This is a genomic window from Rhizobium pisi (assembly GCF_003938655.1).
Taxonomy (GTDB): Bacteria; Pseudomonadota; Alphaproteobacteria; order Rhizobiales; family Rhizobiaceae; genus Rhizobium; species Rhizobium pisi.
In genome coordinates this window covers 40,103-57,430 of sequence record NZ_RJJT01000023.1, presented here as the reverse complement: position 1 = coordinate 57,430, position 17,328 = coordinate 40,103, and the positions used below count along the sequence as shown (strand labels likewise).

Genomic DNA, 17,328 nt, shown 5'->3' with positions numbered 1-17,328 from the left:
GGGCCTATTTCAATTCATACGGATGCCCGCTCCACCAGCTGGAACGGCAGTTTCTGCACTCCGACCGGAGCCCGGTCTTCGGCAAGCAGGATTCGCGCGGCCTGGCGGCCCATGGCCCGGTGGGGAAGCGCCATGGTGGTCAGCGGCGGATCGAGACGCGAGGCGATCTCGACCTGGTTGTCGAAGCTCGCAACGGCGACGTCGTCGGGAATGGTCGCGCCCGAGCGGCGCAACGCGGCATAGACCTCCATGGCCACGCGATCATTGCCGCACAGGATGGCATCGGGAGGCCGGGGGCCCTTCATGAGATGGTGCACATGGGCGGGCACGAGGCTCGGTGCCCGGTCGCTGTAGATCGTCTTGTCAACGGCCGGCAATACGACGGCGCCGGCTCCGTCGATGCCGGCATGATCGAGCGCCTGGCGAAAACCGAGTTCGCGCAGTTCACCGGCGAGAATTCCCGGCAGGTTGATGAAGGCGATATTGCGACGGCCCGCCTCGATGAGGTAGGTCGTGATCTCGATCGCCGCGCCTGTCTCGTCCGGCACCAGAGACGTCACGCGATCGTTGGCATCCCGGCAGTTGATCATGACCCCGACCGTGTCGGCAAATTCGGGCGGCAGATCGACGCTCTTGTGATACATGGCGGCATAGGCAATCGCGCGCGGACGAAAGCGCCGCATCTCGTCGAGGATCGATCCCACGCTGCGGTGGCCGCTGAGCGTCATGGCGAAGACGGCCATATCGGCAGCGCGCACGGCGCCGTCGAGGCCCCTGATGATCTCCGTCGCGAAAGGTGACGTGATCAGATCGTCGGCGACAAGGCCGACGAGCGGCATCCAGCCCTGCCGCATGCTGCGCGCGGCGAAGTTGGTGACATAACCGAGCTCCTCGGCGATCTCTTTTATCCGCTGGCGCGTTTCCTCCGACATGCGCGCCGAGCCGCCATGCAAGGCGCCTGACACGGTTTTGACGGAAACGCCTGCGCGGGCGGCTATGTCGTTGAGCGAAGCGGTCACGTTATATCTTTGGGTTATCGATTACCCAATCAATACCGATTGCCCTTGGATGAGTCAAGCCGGGCTGCTCCGGCTCCGCTCAATCGATCTCTTCGGGAATGAAGCCGCCGGTCTGGCGTTTCCACAGGCGGGCAAACAGGCCGTCCTGCTCGACCAGTTCCTCCGGCCTGCCTTCTTCCACGATGCGGCCGCGATCGAGCACGACGATGCGGTCCATCCTGGCGATCGTCGAAAGGCGGTGGGCAATGGCGATCACCGTCTTTCCCTCCATGACCAGGTTCAGCCTTTCCTGGATGGCGGCTTCGGATTCGCTGTCGAGGGCTGAGGTCGCCTCATCGAGCACCAGGATCGGCGCGTCCTTTAGCAGCACGCGGGCGATCGCGACACGCTGGCGCTGGCCACCCGACAGTTTGATCCCGCGGTCGCCGACGAAGGCGTCGTAGCCCTTGCGGCCCTCACCGTCGGCAAGATCGGCGATGAAGACATCGGCGCTCGCCATCTTCGTCACCCGTTCGATCTCTTCCCGCGTGGCCTCCGGCCGCCCATAGCGGATATTGTCGCCGACCGATCGGTGCAGCAGCGCGACATCCTGGGCAATGACGCCGATGGCGCGGCGGAGGCTTGCCTGGGTGACCGCGCGGATATCCTGCCCGTCGATCAGGATCGCGCCCTCCTTGATGTCGTAGAAGCGCAGCAGCAGGTTTGCGAGCGTCGTCTTGCCGGCGCCTGAGAGGCCGACGAGGCCGACCTTCTCGCCTGATCGAACCGTCAGGGACAGGCTTGAGATGACGGGCTTGCCGGAGTTGTAGGCGAAATGGACCTTCTCGAAACGGATCTCGCCACGTTCAACCACGAGATCCCCGGCTTCCGGCCGGTCGGTGATCGTCGGCGGTGTCGTCATGACTGGCATGGCATCCTTGATCGTGCCGATCGCCTGGAAGATCTGCTGGCCCATCTGCAGGAAGACGAAGATCTGTGACGACAGCCGGTGGAGGATATAGACCGCGCCGACGAACTCGCCGACCGTGAGGAAGCCTTTGACGAGGCCGGAAAATCCGATCGACAGCATGGAGAGCCACAGCAGCGTGTTGAAAACGACGACGGCGACCTCAGACGAGCGATAGATCCGCTGTTCGCTGTGTTGCGTGCGCACGGCCTTTTCTATGACGCGCCGGATTGCGCCTGCCTCGCTGTCCTCAGCCGCAAACTGCTTGATCATCTGCATGTTGGTGTAGAGATCGGTGATGGCACCGGCGACGAGGCTGCGCTGCTTGGCGGTGCGGCGCGAGCGTTCGACGAAAATGGGGACGACCCTGGCGGTGAATGCGAGGTTGAGCGCGATCCAGACGATGACAGGCACGGCAAGCTGCCAGGCGAGCGCACTGAGCAGGATCACGGAGCCGACCAGTTGCATGAGGAAACGCGGGATGGATTGGAAGGCGGCAAGGATCTGCTGCTGGACGGCGGAAGAGACCTGCTGCAGCCGCGAGGAAACCTGACCGGCAAAGAGATCATGGAAGAAGGCAAGATCCTGCCGCTCGACAGCCTTGTGGCCCTGCCACTGAATGGCAGCCGGCATGCCGATGCCCAATGTATGCGAGTTCAGCGTGTTCAGCATGAACGAAACGACCGGCATGACCGGAAAGATCAGTAATCCGAGAACGGTCAGCAGCAGCCAGTCATTGTGCAGGAAGACGGAAGCACCCTGTTGCGTCACGCCATCGACGATGACCGAAAGCCCCCAGACGATCGTCAGGTTGATCGCCTCGAACACCATGGAGCACAGCGCCAGCGCAATCAGCACGCCGCGAAACATAGAGATGAAATGCAGAAGCACCATCACCGGCCCCTTCGACGGCAGCGGCCGGTAGGGAATATCGAGCGGCCGGATCAGGGTTTCGAAGGGACGGTAGATCGCATCTGAAATCGACATGGGCCGCTCGGGTTTTAGATCGCAGGGAGGGCGGGACTCGGGCTACGCGAGCCGCGATGGAATCACCTTCCTGGTGCAATCTCAACTAGAATTTTTGTAAACGTCGAAAACGTGAGGGTGTCAAAGGCGGATCTGAATTGCGGGATGCTCAGAAGGCGATGACTGACCGATTCGTGCCGGTAGCGGCCCCTCACCCTAACTCTATCCCCGTAAACGGGGCTAGGGGACGCGCCAGACGTTGAGGTGAAAGGGAGCCGGCGCGGCATGTCCCTTCGCCCCGCTTGCGGGGAGAAGGTGGTGGCAGCCGGATGAGGGGCAGCATCGACAATTCACTTGGGCCGGGATCACGATGAAGAACGAGATTTATCAGGCCGAACCCCGCCGAAACGGGGTTCTTTAGGCAGGTAAGCCGGGTCAGTTGTTATGCGCTGCGCAGGCTTCATCCATCGGTGTCGCATTGCTCGTGCCGCCCTGCGTCTGGAGCTTGGCAGAGTTATTGACCGGATTGCGGCACTTGGTCTTGTGCATCTTCATCGTGCTGTGGGTCGTGGAACCCGTCTTGGTCGAATCCGTTGCTATCGGCTTCTTGGTCTTCATTTTGGTGGTGGCGCCGCCGCCCTGGTCGGACTGGTTCTTGTCCATCGTTGCGCCTGTGGGAGCCGGATTGGACTGGGCGAAGGCTGACGTGGCCATGCCGAGAGCCAATAGCGAAGCCGCTATGAGTTTCATACGCATCCTGGTGTCCTCCTTGGGATCTTATGTGGTTGATCCCCTTCCAACCTCGCCGGGCGATCATTGTTCCCTTGATGCAGTCCGGAAATTTGGCTGCTTGCATTCAAATCTTCGGCACCGAAGTCAGTGCCTTGGGCAATTACTCAGATCCTCCGGTCGAAGAGCACCAGCGACTGGGCGTCCTTCAGGCGAAAGACCTGGGCGGGCCGATTGCTGGCGCGGCGCATTTCGCCCTCGACAGGCTCCAGGAAATCGGCTTCGGCCATGCGTTTGCGAAAGGCCGATTTGTCGAGCTTGCGGCCGAGAAGGTTCTCATAGACCGATTGCAGCTCGCTCAGCGTGAAGCGGGCCGGCAGCAGATGGCCGGGCAGGTTCGAATATTCGACCTTGTTCCGGATGCGGGAAAGCGCCTCCTTGATAAGCGAGGCATGATCGAAGGCGATGGGAAAGCCGACGCCGTCGCCCTCGACCGGCCGCCATTCGGCATCCCCGGCCATCACATCCCGCCGTTCTTCGACGTCGTCGGCCGAGAGCAGCGCGATATAGACGATGCTGATGCTCCAGCCCCTCGGATCCCGGCCAGCGCTGCCCGTCGTTTGCAGTTGTTCGAGGTAGGGTGTTTCCACACCGGTCTTTTCCTTCAGCACCCGGCGCGCCGCAGCCTCGAGATCCGCATCCTCGTCGATATGGATCCATCCGCCGGGCAAGGCCCAGTCACCGGCAAAGGGTGCGCCCGCCCGCCTGATGAGGAGGACGGAAAGGCCCGCCGGCGACAGCGAGAAGATCGCGAGATCGACGGTCGCGATCGGTTTGAAGGCGTCATTGTCGTGTGTCGTCATGATGGGAGCATAACATGTGCCAGCCTTAGTGTAAATAAACAACTAAGTTAGTTGACATTCGTCACTAAGTCGTGTTTTTCTCCTTGTCGACACGGGCGAGGCGCCCGCGCAAACAAGGAAACGGACATGTTCGGACTGCGCTTCATCAAGACGGAACCCACGCAATACGTCATCCAGTATCAAAACGGCAACGCCGTCCGCGAAGGTGCGGGCCTGGCGTTCTGGCATTTTTCGCCATCGAGCTCGCTGGTGCTGGTGCCGACGGCCAGTGTCAACGATCCTTTCATCTTTCCTCTGGTGACATCGGATTTCCAGGAAGTGACCGTGCAGGGACAGATCACCTACCGCATCGCTGAGCCGCGCCGCACGGCGGCACTTCTGAATTTCACGCTCGATCGCCGGGGTGCTTACGTCTCGGAAGATCCGCAGAAGCTTTCGACCCGGGTGATCGACCGCGTCCAGGTGGCGATGCGGGCCGAGGTTCAGACGCTGTCGCTGAAGGAGGTGCTTGCCTCGGGCGAGGCGCTCGTCGCCGGTGTGGCCGAAGCGCTAAAGAAACACCCGACGATCGAAGCGCTTGGCCTTGAGATCCTCGGCCTGTCGCTGCTCGCCGTCACGCCGAAGGTCGAGACGGCCAGGGCGCTGGAAGCGCATGCGCGCGAGGCCCTGCTCGGGCAGGCCGACGAAGCCATATACACCCGCCGCAATGCTGCGATCGAACAGGAGCGGACGATCAAGGAGAACGAGATCGCCACCGAGATCACGCTGGAGAATAAGAGGCGGCAGGTGCGCGAAGCCCAGTTGGAAGCCGAGCGCGCCGTGCAGGAGCGGCAGCTGCAGATCCGGCGGGAAGAAATGGCCGGCAAGATCGCGCTCGAGGAGCAGAACCGCGAACTGGTGGCGCTTGCGGCGACCAACGCCCAGGCCGAGGCCGATGCCCAGGCCTATGCGATGACGGTGATGATGAAATCCTTCCAGCAGGCCGATCCGAAAGTGCTGCAGGCGCTCGCCTCGGTCGGCATGAAGCCGGGCCAGCTGATGGCGCTCGCCTTCCGCGATCTCGCCGACAATGCGACGAAGATCGGCCAGCTGAACGTCTCGCCCGATCTTCTCAGGGAGATTTTGCAGCCGCAGGAGGGCAAGGACCGTGCCGGTCTCTGACGAACGCAAGATCATTCTGGTCATCAGGCCGACGCGGCTCGACGAGCTCATCGCCCGGTTCAACACGGTGCAGCAGGCGCAGTTCTATGTCGAACATCTCGGCGCCGATTTCAGCGACTATCTCGCCGAAAAGAAGCGATGCGAAGCTGCCATCACCGAGGTGGAAGCGAGCCTGCGCGCGGTCGCCCGCGTGCAGCGCCTCGAGCGCCGCTACCTCGCAAACTTCGTCTTCGGCGCCGACGATGTCGTCGTGGTGCTCGGCCAGGACGGTCTGGTCGCCAACACGCTCAAATATCTCGACGGCCAGCCGGTTCTCGGCGTCAATCCCGATCCGATGCGCTGGGACGGTCTCCTGCTTCCCTTCAACACCAAGAGCCTTCCCCGGGTTATCGGCGAGGCGCTGAAAAACCGGCGGCCGATCAAGCGCGTCAGCATGGCCAAGGCGACGCTCAACACCGGAGCCGTCATCCATGCGGTCAACGATCTCTTCATCGGGCCGCAGAGCCACGTCTCGGCGCGTTATGTCCTGCATGCCGAGGATCGCGAGGAGCGCCAGTCCTCCAGCGGCATCATCGTCTCCACCGGCATGGGCTCGACCGGCTGGCTGAAGAGCCTCTATTCCGGCTGGATCGGAGCTGCGAGCACGCTCGGGATCGAACACGACCGCGCCACGCTTGATATGTCCTTCGCCTGGGACGCGGATTACCTGCGCTATTTCGTGCGCGAACCCTTTCCAAGCCGCACGACCGGCACCAGCATCGTCGCCGGTCTCGTCTCGGAATCCCAGCCCCTGACCATCGTCTCCGAAATGCCCGAACACGGCGTAATCTTCAGCGACGGCATCGAGGCGGATTTTCTTGAGTTCAACTCCGGAACCCGCGCGGTGGTGACGCTCGCCGAGCGACAAGGGGCGCTGGTCGTGTGAGGTCGGGTCGGGTCGACGGAACGCTGTTAAGAAGCGGCCGTCGGTCCAGGCGCTTTGTAATATCAGGGGCGGCGTTCCTGATGCCAGTTTTCGAACTCGGCCAAAGTGCGAACACCGTGGTCCATGACGGCTTCGTAGACAAGCGCGCTGGAAACTGTTCCTGCATTTTGCGGCCGCTCGACCAATGCGGTCTTAATGCGCAGGATCACCTCCCGATCCGCATCCGTCAGGCGAGGCAGCAGGGTCTTCAAGTGGGCGATGTCAGGCTGCCGGTCTGGTTGATCGACCAGCCAGATGTCGATGGTCCACAGTGTTTGATCCTGCATGTGAACAGATAGCCAGAGATAAAAGCCGTCCGGATACTTTTCCGGCTCTCTGTTCCATTTTCCGCTGTCATTGCGGAACCGCACCGCGACCACTCGTTCTGTCATCCGCATGAGGCGAGCGCCGATAGCAGTAAATGCTTCCAGCGCCTGAGCGTTGATCTTGGGGCAGACGACCGTGATATCTATGTCTCGACGCACCATGAGTCCCATTGCCGCGCTTCCGACTCTGACAGGTTGCCCGAGATCGGCAAGAAGCTGGTCAAGCCGCAACGCTCGGACGACCTCATCGGCTTCGGCCTGCAGCCTCCGTTGGGCTTCGAGCAGATCAGACATTCTGCGTCTCCTTTCGCGTCCGGCCAACCCAGTTGATATCCGCATTGGTGGGTCAAATGCGTCACTGGGCAGGCTACCTAAGCGATTTGTTTTTCCATGAGGAAAGTGCGCTCCTGACCATAGAGAACTTCGCGCACTTCGTCGTAGCCGAGACGGGCATAGAAGTTTCTGGCGGTCAGAGACGCCGGAACACGCAATACCTCAATACCGGCCTCACGAGCAGCGGCTTCCACCGTCTCCATGAGACGCCGTCCAACACCCTGTCCTTGAGCCATTGGCGACACAAAGACGGTCCTTATCGTGTCCCCATCAAGACTTGCTGTGCCAACGATCTCATCACCCTGGCGCGCGATCCAGACCACACGGTTTTCCATTAATCCAAGGACTGCTTCATGGGAGAATTTTCCCACGACCCTCTCTATGACCTCGGCGGGATAGTCCATCGCATTGCTGACGCGAATTGTGTTTTGCACCAGTTCGCTGATTGCAGCGGCCTCATTGCGTAGCGCGTATTGGATTTCGATTTGCCCCGTCATGCCGCGATTGCTTTGAAGCGAACCAAAATCGCCGGCCGCGATGCTCAAGATATGATGGTGAATTGCCGCAGCGCTGGCTTCAGCTGTTTTTAAGGTGACATCCAGATTCAGAGTAAATTGATGTCTGGGATCGAGGACTTGAGATCGCCTGCTTTTCTCCCCGGAAGCCTGCACGTCAATCGACTTTAACCGCTCGCGACGCGCCGGCGTGGCAACACGACGCGCAAGCTCCTCCTCATCGCAAAGCAATCTCACCGGCACCAGCAACGCCTCGCATTGTCGGGCCGCGCCGGCGATCTGCTCAAACGTGCGAAGACTCCGCTCGTCGCCGTCTGTGCCGGCATGTGTGAAGATGAAATTTGCCGAGGGAGGGCCGTAGGCGACGATTGCGTCCAGAACGGCTTGCCGAACTCGTCCGGTGTATTCCCATATCCCATTCGGAAGGGGCGTCGTCCCGTCGTCGTCGAGCAGACGCAGTATCGGGTTATTGAACCAATGATTGTCAATGACCTTTGCAGCCAGGAGCGGGCTTAATTCCATTGCGATCGTCAGCTTTCCGACACCGGGAAAGCCCATCAGCAGAACGAATAGTTTCATGGCATTTTGTTTTCTGCTGTCTTTCCCTCGACGATGGCGGCCAGGACTTCCCTGACCATGATGTCCTTGCCCACGTCGCGGGAGAGAACCGCGAGATCGGCTTCCTGATAGATTGGATAGCGCTCATTCATCAGGTTCTCGAGGGTCTGTTTCGGATTCTCGGTCTTGAGTAGCGGTCGTTCGTCATGTCTGTTGACGCGGTTCCACAGCAGGTCGAGATCGGCCTTCAGCCAGACGGAAAGGCTGCCGCGCTTGACCTGCTGGCGCGTACTCTCGTCGATGAAGGCGCCGCCCCCCGTCGAGACGACACGTGGGCCATCCTGGAGGAGGCGCTTGATGACACGCGTTTCCAGCGCCCGGAACTCCAGCTCACCATAGGCGGCAAAGAGTTCGGTAATCGTCATGCGCGAGACGCGCTCGATCTCGGCATCGGAATCGACGAAGGGAATGCCGAGCTGCTGTGCAACCGGCCGGCCGATCGAGGACTTCCCTACCCCCATCAGTCCGACAAGGACGAGATTGCGCTGACCCAGCGCAGCGCGCGCCCTGTCTTTAAGGCTTTCGGCAGGGGTCGGGACTTGTTCACGCATCGGCCCACTCACAATTTCCTTGGAAAATGTATCAGCAAAGGCGCCGATAGCGTCAAGGCGCCGATCGAGAATACGTCTCGGTCAGGGAATGCCGGCAATTCAATAACATATTGATTTTGTTTTGCTGCTACTGTTTGCAGAAGCGATATCGACCTTAGCTTCCGTTACAGAGGCGGGCGATCACGAGGTGGTCCGGTCGTGGCGAAACCGCTTACGCCTATCCGCCGTCCCGCTCCGGCTCTCAAAGCCGTGTCACGGCTGGTATAACACCGCGCGGCATGGCAACCATAACTGAGGCGCTTCCTTTATCCATCGCCTGCATTCTCTCGTATCGACAATTCACGGACCCAAATGGAATCAGCCATCAACGAGCGAACCGTCGAGCGTCTTTCGCAAGGTGGGCGGGGCTTCTTTCGTTCGGTCCTTGTCGAACGCCTCGATCATGTGCTCGACCCTCCCGTTGCGACGAGTGCGGGCCGCTATCACCGGCTCGGTCAGCCTGCCCTCTATATGAGCGCCTCGGCCGAATGGGCGATCATGGCGATTTCGGGTTATATGCGCGAAGACGGGCGGCGGCGCCTTGTTGCGCCGCTGTCGGTCGGCGATGCCTTCGTGCTCGATCAGCATGATCAGCAGGCCTGTGAGCGCCTCGGCATCGACCGCAACGCATCCAATCTGTCCTGGCGCGCCGCATTGGCCGCCGGCGAGGAGCCGCCGTCGTGGCGCACGGCCGATGCTGCCAGAGCAGTGGGCGCCGATGGCATCATCGATCGATCGAGATTGATCCCTGGAGGCTGGCATCTCAATCTGTTTCGCTGGAATGCGCTCGGCGGTCCGTCTGTCGAAGTGAGCGGCGATCCGGTCGAGATTGCGCTGTCGGAAGATGGCCCGAAGTGGGGCTTGTAGCCGAGGCCGGACTCGCGGCAAAGCGCGCATGGGTCCGTGCCGTTCACCTGTCGCCCGGCTCGTTGTCCGCGGTCGCTGACGAAACCAATCCGCGCGGGGCGCGCTTCACGCCGTCGGGAAGCTGGACCCACTCATGTCTGGATTGTTCGTAGACGGAAAGCAGGGGCGGTGGAAAGGTCGGGTCTGCGAAGGCGCCGACGGCGATGCCGCAGAGGTCCGCATTGAAATCACCTTCCCAGTATAATGACGTCCCGCAATTCGGGCAGAAGTGAAATCGAACCCTCCGACCTTCCGCGGCGTCGCGCTCGAACACCTTCCACTCTCCCTCGACCGTCACCTCGGCCTTCGCAAAGATCGCGCCGCTGCTCGCTACCGCACCGGTTCGGCGCTGGCAGTCCCGGCAATGGCACAGGGTTACCGTGAGAGGGTCGCCTGACGTCTTCGCGCGGAGTGATCCGCAATGGCATTGCGCAATTCTATCCATCTGTCACCTCGCTTGCTTGCCTGTTGATCCTGCTCGGGCGCTACGGTCAATCAGAAATGTCGGGGGATTTTCGCAGACGTCCGGGAGTGCCTCAGTAGGTGCGCCTTGTTCCGATGGGAGGAGCAATGCTGAGGCGTGTCCTTCGAGGCTTCGGCCTTTGGCCTGCGCACTTCAGGACGAGGGGCGCTGGAAAATGCTGCGCCCGAGAGGCGTTGCATGATGCGGGGGGCAATTGCCACCCGCCTCCGGCGTCGAAGGAGCAGAAGCCCGGCGCGGGAGAGATGCGCCGGGCTTCGATAGTGACCGACAGCATGGGAGGAGGAATGCTGTCCATCGGGCCGAAGCGGCTAAGGAGGGGTGCAGCGCTTCGGTTCGTCCAGGAGGTAGTACCGCAATGCGGCAAATTCAAGCCAGGCGGTTGCGTCGATTTCGCGCAGGCGGTGCTGCGGAACAGGCGGCGGTATACGCGGCTTCTGGTTGCCCGTGTGATCAGTTGGCAAATGGCGTTGTCCGCGGACAACTTGGCCAGATGCGCTTCTTGATCAGCGCCTGCCAGGGCGTGCGAAGCTGTTGCCCGCTGACGTCGGAAGAAGCGTCGAAGGCTAGGCGCTTCTCCCGCGTCAGACTATTGTTCCGGGGATATCTCGATCATCCGTTGTCCGCGGACAACCGGATGATTGGGGCCCCTCACCTGTAGATTCTCAAGCGCCCATGGTCCGGATCGATCGCTGCTGATAGGTACGGTGCCGCTTCTGCCTCCTCACTGGCCGCTATCGGAAGGAGGCACCCTAGGTGGCTTCCTGCTTGTATGTTAACGGTCGATATGTCGTCGTGTGGGGAAATCCGATGGGCAGGAAGCTTGCAGCTATTCTTGCGCCCGACGTCGTTGGGTATTCAACGCTGATGGAGCGTGACGAGACGGGGAGGTTCGAGCGGCACCGCGATGCGCAAGGCAGTGATCGAGCCGGAAACCGCGAAGCGGCGCGGCTGCATCTTCAAGCTCATAGGTGACGGGCTGCTTGCCGAATTCGGCAGTGTCGTGGATGCGGTGGAGTGCGCCGTGTCGCTGCAGCGGGCGCTGGACGAGCGCAACGCCGATGTGCCGCAAAACGAACGGCTGGAACTGAGAATAGGGCTCAATCTCGGTGAAGTTGTCGTCGACGGTGACGATCGCTATGGCGAAGGCGTCAACGCGTCGGTGCGACTGCAGCCGCTCGCCGATCCCGGCGGCATCTGCATCTCCGGCAACGTCGTGAGCGAGGTTGAAGAGACGCTTGCCCTCGGTTTCGAATCCATGGACGAAGCAACAGGTCAAGAACATTGCCGAGCCGATCGCGGTGTACCGCCTCGTGCAGGAAGGCACTTCCCCGAAATGCGGCTGGCGACGCCTCCTGCCTTGCCAAACAAGCCATCGATAGCCGTACTGGCTTTCGAAAATATGGGCGGCGATCCGGAGCGGGAGTATTTCGCCGATGGATTGGTCCAGGATGCCATTGCCAATCTTTCGAAAATTCCGAGCCTGTTCGCTATCCGCGCGAAACTCCAGCTTCGCCTACAAAGGCAGGACCGTCGACGTCAGGCAGATCGCCCGAGAGCTGGGCGTCCGCTACGTGCTGGAAGGCAGTATCCGGCAAGCGGCAAACCGGCTGCGCATTACCGCACAGCTGATCGAGGGGGAGGGACGCAACCCATATCTGGGTCGACAGATTCGAGGGTGCGGCCTAAGACATTTTCGACCTGCAGGATCAGCTGACTGAACGCATCGTCGGCACGCTTGAGCCGACGCTCCGGCGCGCTGAGATCGAGCGGGCGCGCCGCAAACGCCCGGATAGCCTGGACGGTTATGACTTCTTCCTCCGCGCTTTGCCGCACAGCTATGCCAATAGGCCAACGGAGACCACTGAGGCGAGCCCTGCGGTTGCTCAGCGAGGCGTTGCGTCTTGATCCCAACTACGCCTGTGCCCATGGCTATGCCGCCTGGGGATATGAACGGCGCTTCCTGCGTGGCGGCTTCCATCCCGAGGACAGAGCCGCGGCGATCCGGCACGCCGATGCGGCACTCGCCACCGGCGGGGATGATCCGCAGGCGCTTTGCCTCGGAGGATTCGTCCATGCCACGATCACCCATGATTATGAGCGCTCCATCAATGCACTCGACAGGGCGTTGATGCTGGACGGCAATTCGTCGCTCGCCTACGGGCTGAGCGCGATGGTGCACATGTTCAACGAAACCCATGACCAGTCGCGCGATCACGCATTCAAGGCGCCTCGGCTCAGTCCGCTCGATCCGATGAACTATCACTCCTATCTCGCATTGGCCTGGGTCAGCCTGTTTACCGCGCCGTTTGAGGATGCGGTGAGATATTCCGTGCTGGGAACCCAGGTCAATCCCGGCTTCAGCATCCTCCATGCCAGCCTTGTGGCTAGCTACGCCAATCGCGATCGGCTGGAGACTGCGCGAACAGCGGCCGGGCGACTGCTGGAGATCGCGCCGGGCTGGATGATCAGCGAGTTCGTGCGAATGGATGTGGAGCGGTCGCAGCTCATGGGTGGCCTGGCGTCGGCGTTGCGCAAGGCCGGATTGCCGGAATAAGATTGCCTGCTGTCTTCCGGTTCGGCCGGTTGCCGCTGGCGCCGAGCGAGCGCTGCGACCTGATTTCGGCAAGCGGAATTCGGGTCCGAAAGCGCAGTTTTGAAGAGGTTTCGCGCCCAAATTTACGGCCTCCAAGACCGAAAGGCGCGACACTGGCGACGACGTCGAAGCGATAGCCATCCCGGAGTAACGAAACCAAACGCCATTTTCGGTTCCGTTGCATAAAAGAGATCAAACAAAATCAGCGGCTTACAACTGGGATGCCAATCGGAATTCCCAATTCGCTTGGGCCCTGATCACCGCCGCAGAGCCCCTCCCCTGCCCCGAACCTCCACGGCCAAGCAACGGCTTGCATCCTTTTGGCGGCCCCCGGCGTTATCCCCGCAGCAGATCGGAGGATAGGCCATGGCGGACGTGCTGCGCCTCAACAGGTTTTCCATCGCGGCCGCGATGATGGCTGCGGCGATCGGTGCGTTTGTCGTGGTGCAGACAAGACGGCGGGATTCCTTTGCCGCCGCAGTCGGGGCGGGCAAGGCGGGAGACGACCATGGGCGCAGCGCCGCCACACCGGAGGCCATTCCGGCGCGCGGACTGCGCGACGTGTTCTGGCGCGCCTTTCATGAAATCCTCGACGACCGGGTGACGTTGATTGCGGCGGGCGTGACCTTTTATCTGCTGCTCGCGTTGTTTCCCGCTTTGGCGGCTTTAGTGTCGCTCTACGGGCTGGTTGCCGATCCGGTGACGATTTCAGAACATCTGCGCGAGCTCGCCATCCTCCTGCCGCCCGGCGCCTTCGACCTTCTTGCCGACCAGATCAAGGCGCTTGTCGAAAAGCGCGACAGCACGCTCGGCATTACCTTCTTCGTCGGTCTCGCGATTGCGCTCTGGAGCACCCATAGCGGCACGTTGTCGATTTTCGACGCGATGAACATCGCCTATGAGGAGCGAGAGAAACGCAGCCTCGTGCGGCTCAACCTGATCGGCCTCTGCTTCACCTTGTGCGCCATGGTTTTCGCAGTCCTCATGGTGGCGCTCGTCGGCGTGATGCCCGTCGTGCTTTCCTATCTCTGGCTCGACCAGTTCAAAGAGGACATAGCGCTTCTCTTGCGGTGGCCGCTGCTTCTCTTCATCGTCGCGGCAGCGGTGACCCTGATCTATCGCTTCGGCCCGAGCCGCGAGCCCGCCAGGGTTCGGTGGATGACGTGGGGCGCGGGGCTGACCACCTTCGCCTGGGCCATCATGTCGATCGGCTTCTCCTTCTATCTCGATCATTTTGCCAATTACAACGCCACCTACGGCACGCTCGGCGCGCTGATCGGTTTTCTCATCTGGATCTGGCTTTCCGTCGTCATTCTCATCGTTGGAGCCGAACTCAATGCCGAGCTGGAGCATCAAACGGCAAAGGACACGACGACCGGGCCTCCGCTGCCGATGGGCGCGCGGGGAGCCTATGTCGCGGACACTCTGGGCGAGACGGTGAGTTGATCGTTAAGGAGCCTTATCGAAGGCTGCTCCCGCGATTCAGTTTTGATGTATTTTGTGCTTCGGCACGTCGACAGAGGAGACGATCATGACCGCCCCGCATCCGTCCAAAACCCATATCGGCAATCATGCACTGCATCCCGAAACGCAGATGCTGAATTACGGCTACGATCCCGAACTCTCGGAAGGCGCGGTCAAGCCGCCGGTGTTCCTCACCTCCACCTTCGTCTTCAATTCGGCCGAGGATGGCCGCGATTTCTTCGACTACGTCTCGGGCCGGCGCGAGCCGCCGGCGGGCAAGGGCGCGGGCCTCGTCTATTCGCGCTTCAATCATCCCAATAGCGAGATCGTCGAGGACCGGCTCGCCGTCTATGAGCGGACGGAAAGCGGCGTGCTGTTTTCCTCAGGGATGGCGGCGATCGCCACCACGCTTCTCGCCTTCGTGCGTCCCGGCGATGCGATCCTGCATTCGCAGCCGCTCTACGGCGGCACCGAAACCCTGCTGGCAAAAACCTTCCTCAACCTCGGCGTCGCTGCCGTCGGCTTTGCCGATGGCGTCAGCGAGGGGTCGGTGCAGAAGGCGGCGGATGAGGCCGTTGCCAAGGGCCGGGTCTCCGTCATCCTGATCGAGACGCCCGCCAACCCGACCAACAGCCTGGTCGATGTCGCGATGATCCGGCGCGTGGCCGATGCGATCGGCGCAAGGCAGGGGCATACGCCGATCGTCGTCTGCGACAACACGCTGCTCGGGCCGGTCTTCCAGCGGCCGATCGAGCACGGCGCCGATATCTCCCTCTATTCGCTGACCAAATATGTCGGCGGCCATTCCGATCTCATCGCCGGGGCGGTTCTCGGCCGCAAGGAGATCGTCAAGCAGGTCAAGGCGCTGCGCGGCGCGATCGGCACGCAGCTCGATCCGCATTCCTGCTGGATGCTCGGCCGGTCGCTGGAAACGCTGCAGCTGCGCATGGAGCGGGCCAACAACAATGCGCGCGCCGTCGCCGATTTCCTGCGCGAGCACCCGAAGGTCGAGAAGGTTCACTATCTCTCTTACCACGATCCGGATTCGCCGCTGGGGCGCACCTTCACCGCGCAATGCACTGGCGCCGGCTCGACCTTCTCCTTCGATATCCGCGGCGGCCAGCCGGCCTCCTTCAAATTCCTGAACGCGCTGCAGGTCTTCAAGCTCGCCGTCAGCCTCGGCGGCACGGAGTCGCTTGCAAGCCACCCGGCCACGATGACGCATTCCGGCGTGCCCGCCGATGTGCGCCAGCGGATCGGCGTTCTGGAATCGACCATCCGGCTGTCGATCGGCATCGAGCATCCGGATGATCTGGTGGCGGATCTGGAGCTGGCGCTGCAGGGCGCCTGATGCGGCGGGAGAAATCGATGCCCGGCGGCGCCGGGCATCGGGCGCGACGTCACTTGTCGTCTGTCGTCAGTTCCGTCTCGTCGGTGTTCAGCACGAAGACCGCAAGCAGGCGCGCCTGCTTTGTCTTGCTGGCGTTCTTGCTGACGGCGTGATGATCGCCCGGAAATTCGGGAAAGCTTTCGCCTGCCTTATAGACCTTCTCCGGCCCGTCATTCACCTTGCTAGTGATCGCCCCTTCAAGAACGGTGGCGTAGATGAAGGCCGAGGCCGGGTGCGTGTGGCCGGGCGATGAGCCGCCCGGCCCATATTCGACGAGCACGGCCTTCATGCTCTTGCCGGGAACATTGGGAAGCTTCTGGTCGAAAACGACGCGAACCTTCGCGTCGCCGCCTGCGGCGTGAGCCTGCGTGCCGGCGGCAAGGACAATGGCGAGTGCTGCCGCCGAGATCATTTTTCTGAGCATGTCTGTCTCCTCAGTTGATGGGAATGGTCGTCAGGTGCCCGGTATCAGGCGGTCTTTTTCTGGGGCGGCTGCCGGCTCAGCCAGTCGTCGAAGCGGATCCGGCCGAGCCGCGCATTGGGTCCGGTCACAAGCGAATTGTCTTCGAGCTCGACGCCGAAATAGCGGGCATGCGGATCGGCCACCACTTGGCGCGGATCGTTCGTCGCCTTGAAAAGGCGCGTGATGATTTCGGTGAGGCGGACTTTCTCCGGTCCGCCGATTTCGATCGTGCCGTTGACGGGTGCCGCAAGCGCCACCTCGGCCATGACGTCGGCGACATCGTCGGAGGCGATCGGCTGCACATAGGCCGGCGACAGATGCACCATCTGGCCTACTGTGCCCGACTGGGCGATGCCTGCCATGAACTCATGAAACTGGGTGGAGTGCACGATGGTGTAGGGAATGCCGGAACTCTTGATCAGCTGCTCCTGAGCCATCTTGGCGCGCATGTAGCCGCTGCCCTGAAGGCGCTCCATGCCGACGATCGAGAGCGCGATGTGATGCTTCACGCCGGCGTCGGCCGCAGCCTTCAGCAGGTTGCGACCCGAGGTCTGGAAGAATTCGAGAACCGCCTTGTCCTCGAAGGAGGGGGAGTTGGCGAGGTCGAGCACCACCTGCGCGCCGGCGAGCGCTTCGGCGAGCCCCTTGCCGGTGATCGTGTCGACGCCCGAATTCGGCGAGGCCGGAAGGACGTCGTGCCCCTTGCTGCGCAATCTTTCCACGGTCTTCGAGCCGATGAGGCCGGTGCCACCGATAATGACGATCTTCATGGGTAGTCTCCTTGTCCTAGCGAGGAATGTCCTCTGTTGACGTGCCTTTGCCGGCTTGCCGTTGCTGATTTGAAGCAGAGCAGGAACTGCTCGGAATGCCGGGATCGCATGCCGGGAGAGGCAAGCGACCTTCATCGGTCGTGACCGACAGGCAGAAGAATGCGCCGGATCGCGGCCCTGAACCATTCTCCCTCAGTCGCTGTCGCCCTATGCGAAGGCTGTAGGCCG

General features: G+C 61.7%; 17 protein-coding genes and 1 pseudogene. 7 read left to right on the top strand and 11 right to left on the bottom strand.

Annotated elements, in window-relative coordinates; genetic code table 11:
• Window positions 1-14: 14 nt before the first annotated feature.
• The 4 genes from EFD55_RS26410 to EFD55_RS26395 all read right to left on the bottom strand — a co-directional run bounded on the left by EFD55_RS26410 (window position 15) and on the right by EFD55_RS26395 (window position 4,523).
• Entirely contained in the window at window positions 15-1,019 is a 1,005-nt protein-coding gene (locus EFD55_RS26410) for a LacI family DNA-binding transcriptional regulator (RefSeq protein WP_125849018.1), read from the bottom strand.
• 79 nt (window positions 1,020-1,098) lie between these two features.
• Window positions 1,099-2,952: an ABC transporter ATP-binding protein gene (locus tag EFD55_RS26405; RefSeq protein WP_125849016.1), complete on the bottom strand. Its 1,854-nt coding sequence runs from the start codon at window positions 2,950-2,952 to the stop codon at window positions 1,099-1,101.
• Window positions 2,953-3,366: 414 nt separating this feature from the next.
• The gene (locus EFD55_RS26400; RefSeq protein WP_125849014.1) at window positions 3,367-3,687 is read right to left on the bottom strand and encodes a hypothetical protein; all 321 of its coding nucleotides are present in this window, start codon (window positions 3,685-3,687) and stop codon (window positions 3,367-3,369) included.
• A gap of 140 nt (window positions 3,688-3,827) precedes the next feature.
• Window positions 3,828-4,523 (bottom strand): NUDIX hydrolase, encoded by a 696-nt coding sequence (locus EFD55_RS26395; RefSeq protein ID WP_125849012.1) that lies wholly within the window; start codon window positions 4,521-4,523, stop codon window positions 3,828-3,830.
• Between the two features lie 126 nt (window positions 4,524-4,649).
• Between EFD55_RS26395 and EFD55_RS26390 the strand changes: the two genes are divergently transcribed.
• On the top strand, window positions 4,650-5,684 hold the full coding sequence (locus tag EFD55_RS26390) for an SPFH domain-containing protein (protein ID WP_125849010.1): 1,035 nt from the start codon (window positions 4,650-4,652) through the stop codon (window positions 5,682-5,684).
• The gene (locus tag EFD55_RS26385; protein WP_125849008.1) at window positions 5,671-6,609 is read left to right on the top strand and encodes a diacylglycerol kinase catalytic domain-containing protein; all 939 of its coding nucleotides are present in this window, start codon (window positions 5,671-5,673) and stop codon (window positions 6,607-6,609) included. Before EFD55_RS26390 ends, EFD55_RS26385 begins: the two co-directional genes overlap by 14 nt.
• 62 nt (window positions 6,610-6,671) lie before the next feature.
• Here the strand turns inward: EFD55_RS26385 and EFD55_RS26380 are convergent, their stop codons facing one another.
• From EFD55_RS26380 to EFD55_RS26365, 4 genes and pseudogenes are all read right to left on the bottom strand, one after another.
• Complete coding sequence (locus EFD55_RS26380; protein WP_125849006.1) at window positions 6,672-7,268, bottom strand: hypothetical protein; 597 nt, start codon at window positions 7,266-7,268, stop codon at window positions 6,672-6,674.
• Window positions 7,269-7,345: 77 nt separating this feature from the next.
• Window positions 7,346-7,711, bottom strand: coding sequence for a GNAT family N-acetyltransferase (locus EFD55_RS33910; protein ID WP_281040000.1), 366 nt, complete (start codon window positions 7,709-7,711; stop codon window positions 7,346-7,348).
• Between the two features lie 117 nt (window positions 7,712-7,828).
• Window positions 7,829-8,401: pseudogene (locus tag EFD55_RS26370) on the bottom strand (DEAD/DEAH box helicase family protein); the annotation flags it as partial.
• Complete coding sequence (locus tag EFD55_RS26365; RefSeq protein WP_125849004.1) at window positions 8,398-8,991, bottom strand: shikimate kinase; 594 nt, start codon at window positions 8,989-8,991, stop codon at window positions 8,398-8,400. The gene EFD55_RS26365 and the pseudogene EFD55_RS26370, both read right to left, overlap by 4 nt.
• A 351-nt stretch (window positions 8,992-9,342) precedes the next feature.
• Here EFD55_RS26365 and EFD55_RS26360 point away from each other — a divergent pair, with 351 nt between their 5' ends.
• Entirely contained in the window at window positions 9,343-9,897 is a 555-nt protein-coding gene (locus EFD55_RS26360) for an RES family NAD+ phosphorylase (protein WP_125849002.1), read from the top strand.
• A gap of 43 nt (window positions 9,898-9,940) precedes the next feature.
• Here the strand turns inward: EFD55_RS26360 and EFD55_RS26355 are convergent, their stop codons facing one another.
• Window positions 9,941-10,381: a GFA family protein gene (locus tag EFD55_RS26355; RefSeq protein ID WP_125849000.1), complete on the bottom strand. Its 441-nt coding sequence runs from the start codon at window positions 10,379-10,381 to the stop codon at window positions 9,941-9,943.
• Between the two features lie 943 nt (window positions 10,382-11,324).
• Between EFD55_RS26355 and EFD55_RS33905 the strand changes: the two genes are divergently transcribed.
• The 4 genes from EFD55_RS33905 to EFD55_RS26335 all read left to right on the top strand — a co-directional run bounded on the left by EFD55_RS33905 (window position 11,325) and on the right by EFD55_RS26335 (window position 15,828).
• The gene (locus tag EFD55_RS33905; protein ID WP_245438560.1) at window positions 11,325-12,134 is read left to right on the top strand and encodes an adenylate/guanylate cyclase domain-containing protein; all 810 of its coding nucleotides are present in this window, start codon (window positions 11,325-11,327) and stop codon (window positions 12,132-12,134) included.
• A 165-nt stretch (window positions 12,135-12,299) separates the two neighbouring features.
• Window positions 12,300-12,974 carry a tetratricopeptide repeat protein gene (locus EFD55_RS26345; RefSeq protein WP_125848998.1) on the top strand — a complete coding sequence of 225 codons (675 nt, stop codon included), beginning with the start codon at window positions 12,300-12,302 and terminating at the stop codon, window positions 12,972-12,974.
• Between the two features lie 405 nt (window positions 12,975-13,379).
• A complete protein-coding gene (locus tag EFD55_RS26340; RefSeq protein WP_125848996.1) occupies window positions 13,380-14,459 on the top strand; it encodes a YihY/virulence factor BrkB family protein in 1,080 nt (359 codons plus the stop codon).
• An 85-nt stretch (window positions 14,460-14,544) separates the two neighbouring features.
• Window positions 14,545-15,828, top strand: a complete 1,284-nt coding sequence (locus EFD55_RS26335) for a cystathionine gamma-synthase family protein (protein WP_125848994.1) — start codon at window positions 14,545-14,547, stop codon at window positions 15,826-15,828.
• Between the two features lie 49 nt (window positions 15,829-15,877).
• Here EFD55_RS26335 and EFD55_RS26330 read toward each other — a convergent pair whose 3' ends face one another.
• Together EFD55_RS26330 and EFD55_RS26325 are read right to left on the bottom strand one after the other, a co-directional pair.
• Complete coding sequence (locus EFD55_RS26330; RefSeq protein ID WP_125848992.1) at window positions 15,878-16,291, bottom strand: cupin domain-containing protein; 414 nt, start codon at window positions 16,289-16,291, stop codon at window positions 15,878-15,880.
• 44 nt (window positions 16,292-16,335) lie between these two features.
• Complete coding sequence (locus EFD55_RS26325) at window positions 16,336-17,100, bottom strand: SDR family oxidoreductase (protein ID WP_125848990.1); 765 nt, start codon at window positions 17,098-17,100, stop codon at window positions 16,336-16,338.
• Window positions 17,101-17,328: the final 228 nt, after the last annotated feature.

Excerpts from the sequence above, each read along its gene's own strand:
- EFD55_RS26405 (WP_125849016.1), bottom strand. The coding sequence starts at position 2,952 with ATGTCGATTTCAGATGCGATCTACCGTCCCTTCGAAACCCTGATCCGG.
- EFD55_RS26400 (WP_125849014.1), bottom strand. The coding sequence starts at position 3,687 with ATGCGTATGAAACTCATAGCGGCTTCGCTATTGGCTCTCGGCATGGCC.
- EFD55_RS26395 (WP_125849012.1), bottom strand. The coding sequence starts at position 4,523 with ATGACGACACACGACAATGACGCCTTCAAACCGATCGCGACCGTCGAT.
- EFD55_RS26390 (WP_125849010.1), top strand. The coding sequence starts at position 4,650 with ATGTTCGGACTGCGCTTCATCAAGACGGAACCCACGCAATACGTCATC.
- EFD55_RS26380 (WP_125849006.1), bottom strand. The coding sequence starts at position 7,268 with ATGTCTGATCTGCTCGAAGCCCAACGGAGGCTGCAGGCCGAAGCCGAT.
- EFD55_RS33910 (WP_281040000.1), bottom strand. The coding sequence starts at position 7,711 with ATGGACTATCCCGCCGAGGTCATAGAGAGGGTCGTGGGAAAATTCTCC.
- EFD55_RS26365 (WP_125849004.1), bottom strand. The coding sequence starts at position 8,991 with ATGCGTGAACAAGTCCCGACCCCTGCCGAAAGCCTTAAAGACAGGGCG.
- EFD55_RS26360 (WP_125849002.1), top strand. The coding sequence starts at position 9,343 with ATGGAATCAGCCATCAACGAGCGAACCGTCGAGCGTCTTTCGCAAGGT.
- EFD55_RS26355 (WP_125849000.1), bottom strand. The coding sequence starts at position 10,381 with ATGGATAGAATTGCGCAATGCCATTGCGGATCACTCCGCGCGAAGACG.
- EFD55_RS33905 (WP_245438560.1), top strand. The coding sequence starts at position 11,325 with ATGCGCAAGGCAGTGATCGAGCCGGAAACCGCGAAGCGGCGCGGCTGC.
- EFD55_RS26340 (WP_125848996.1), top strand. The coding sequence starts at position 13,380 with ATGGCGGACGTGCTGCGCCTCAACAGGTTTTCCATCGCGGCCGCGATG.
- EFD55_RS26335 (WP_125848994.1), top strand. The coding sequence starts at position 14,545 with ATGACCGCCCCGCATCCGTCCAAAACCCATATCGGCAATCATGCACTG.
- EFD55_RS26330 (WP_125848992.1), bottom strand. The coding sequence starts at position 16,291 with ATGCTCAGAAAAATGATCTCGGCGGCAGCACTCGCCATTGTCCTTGCC.
- EFD55_RS26325 (WP_125848990.1), bottom strand. The coding sequence starts at position 17,100 with ATGAAGATCGTCATTATCGGTGGCACCGGCCTCATCGGCTCGAAGACC.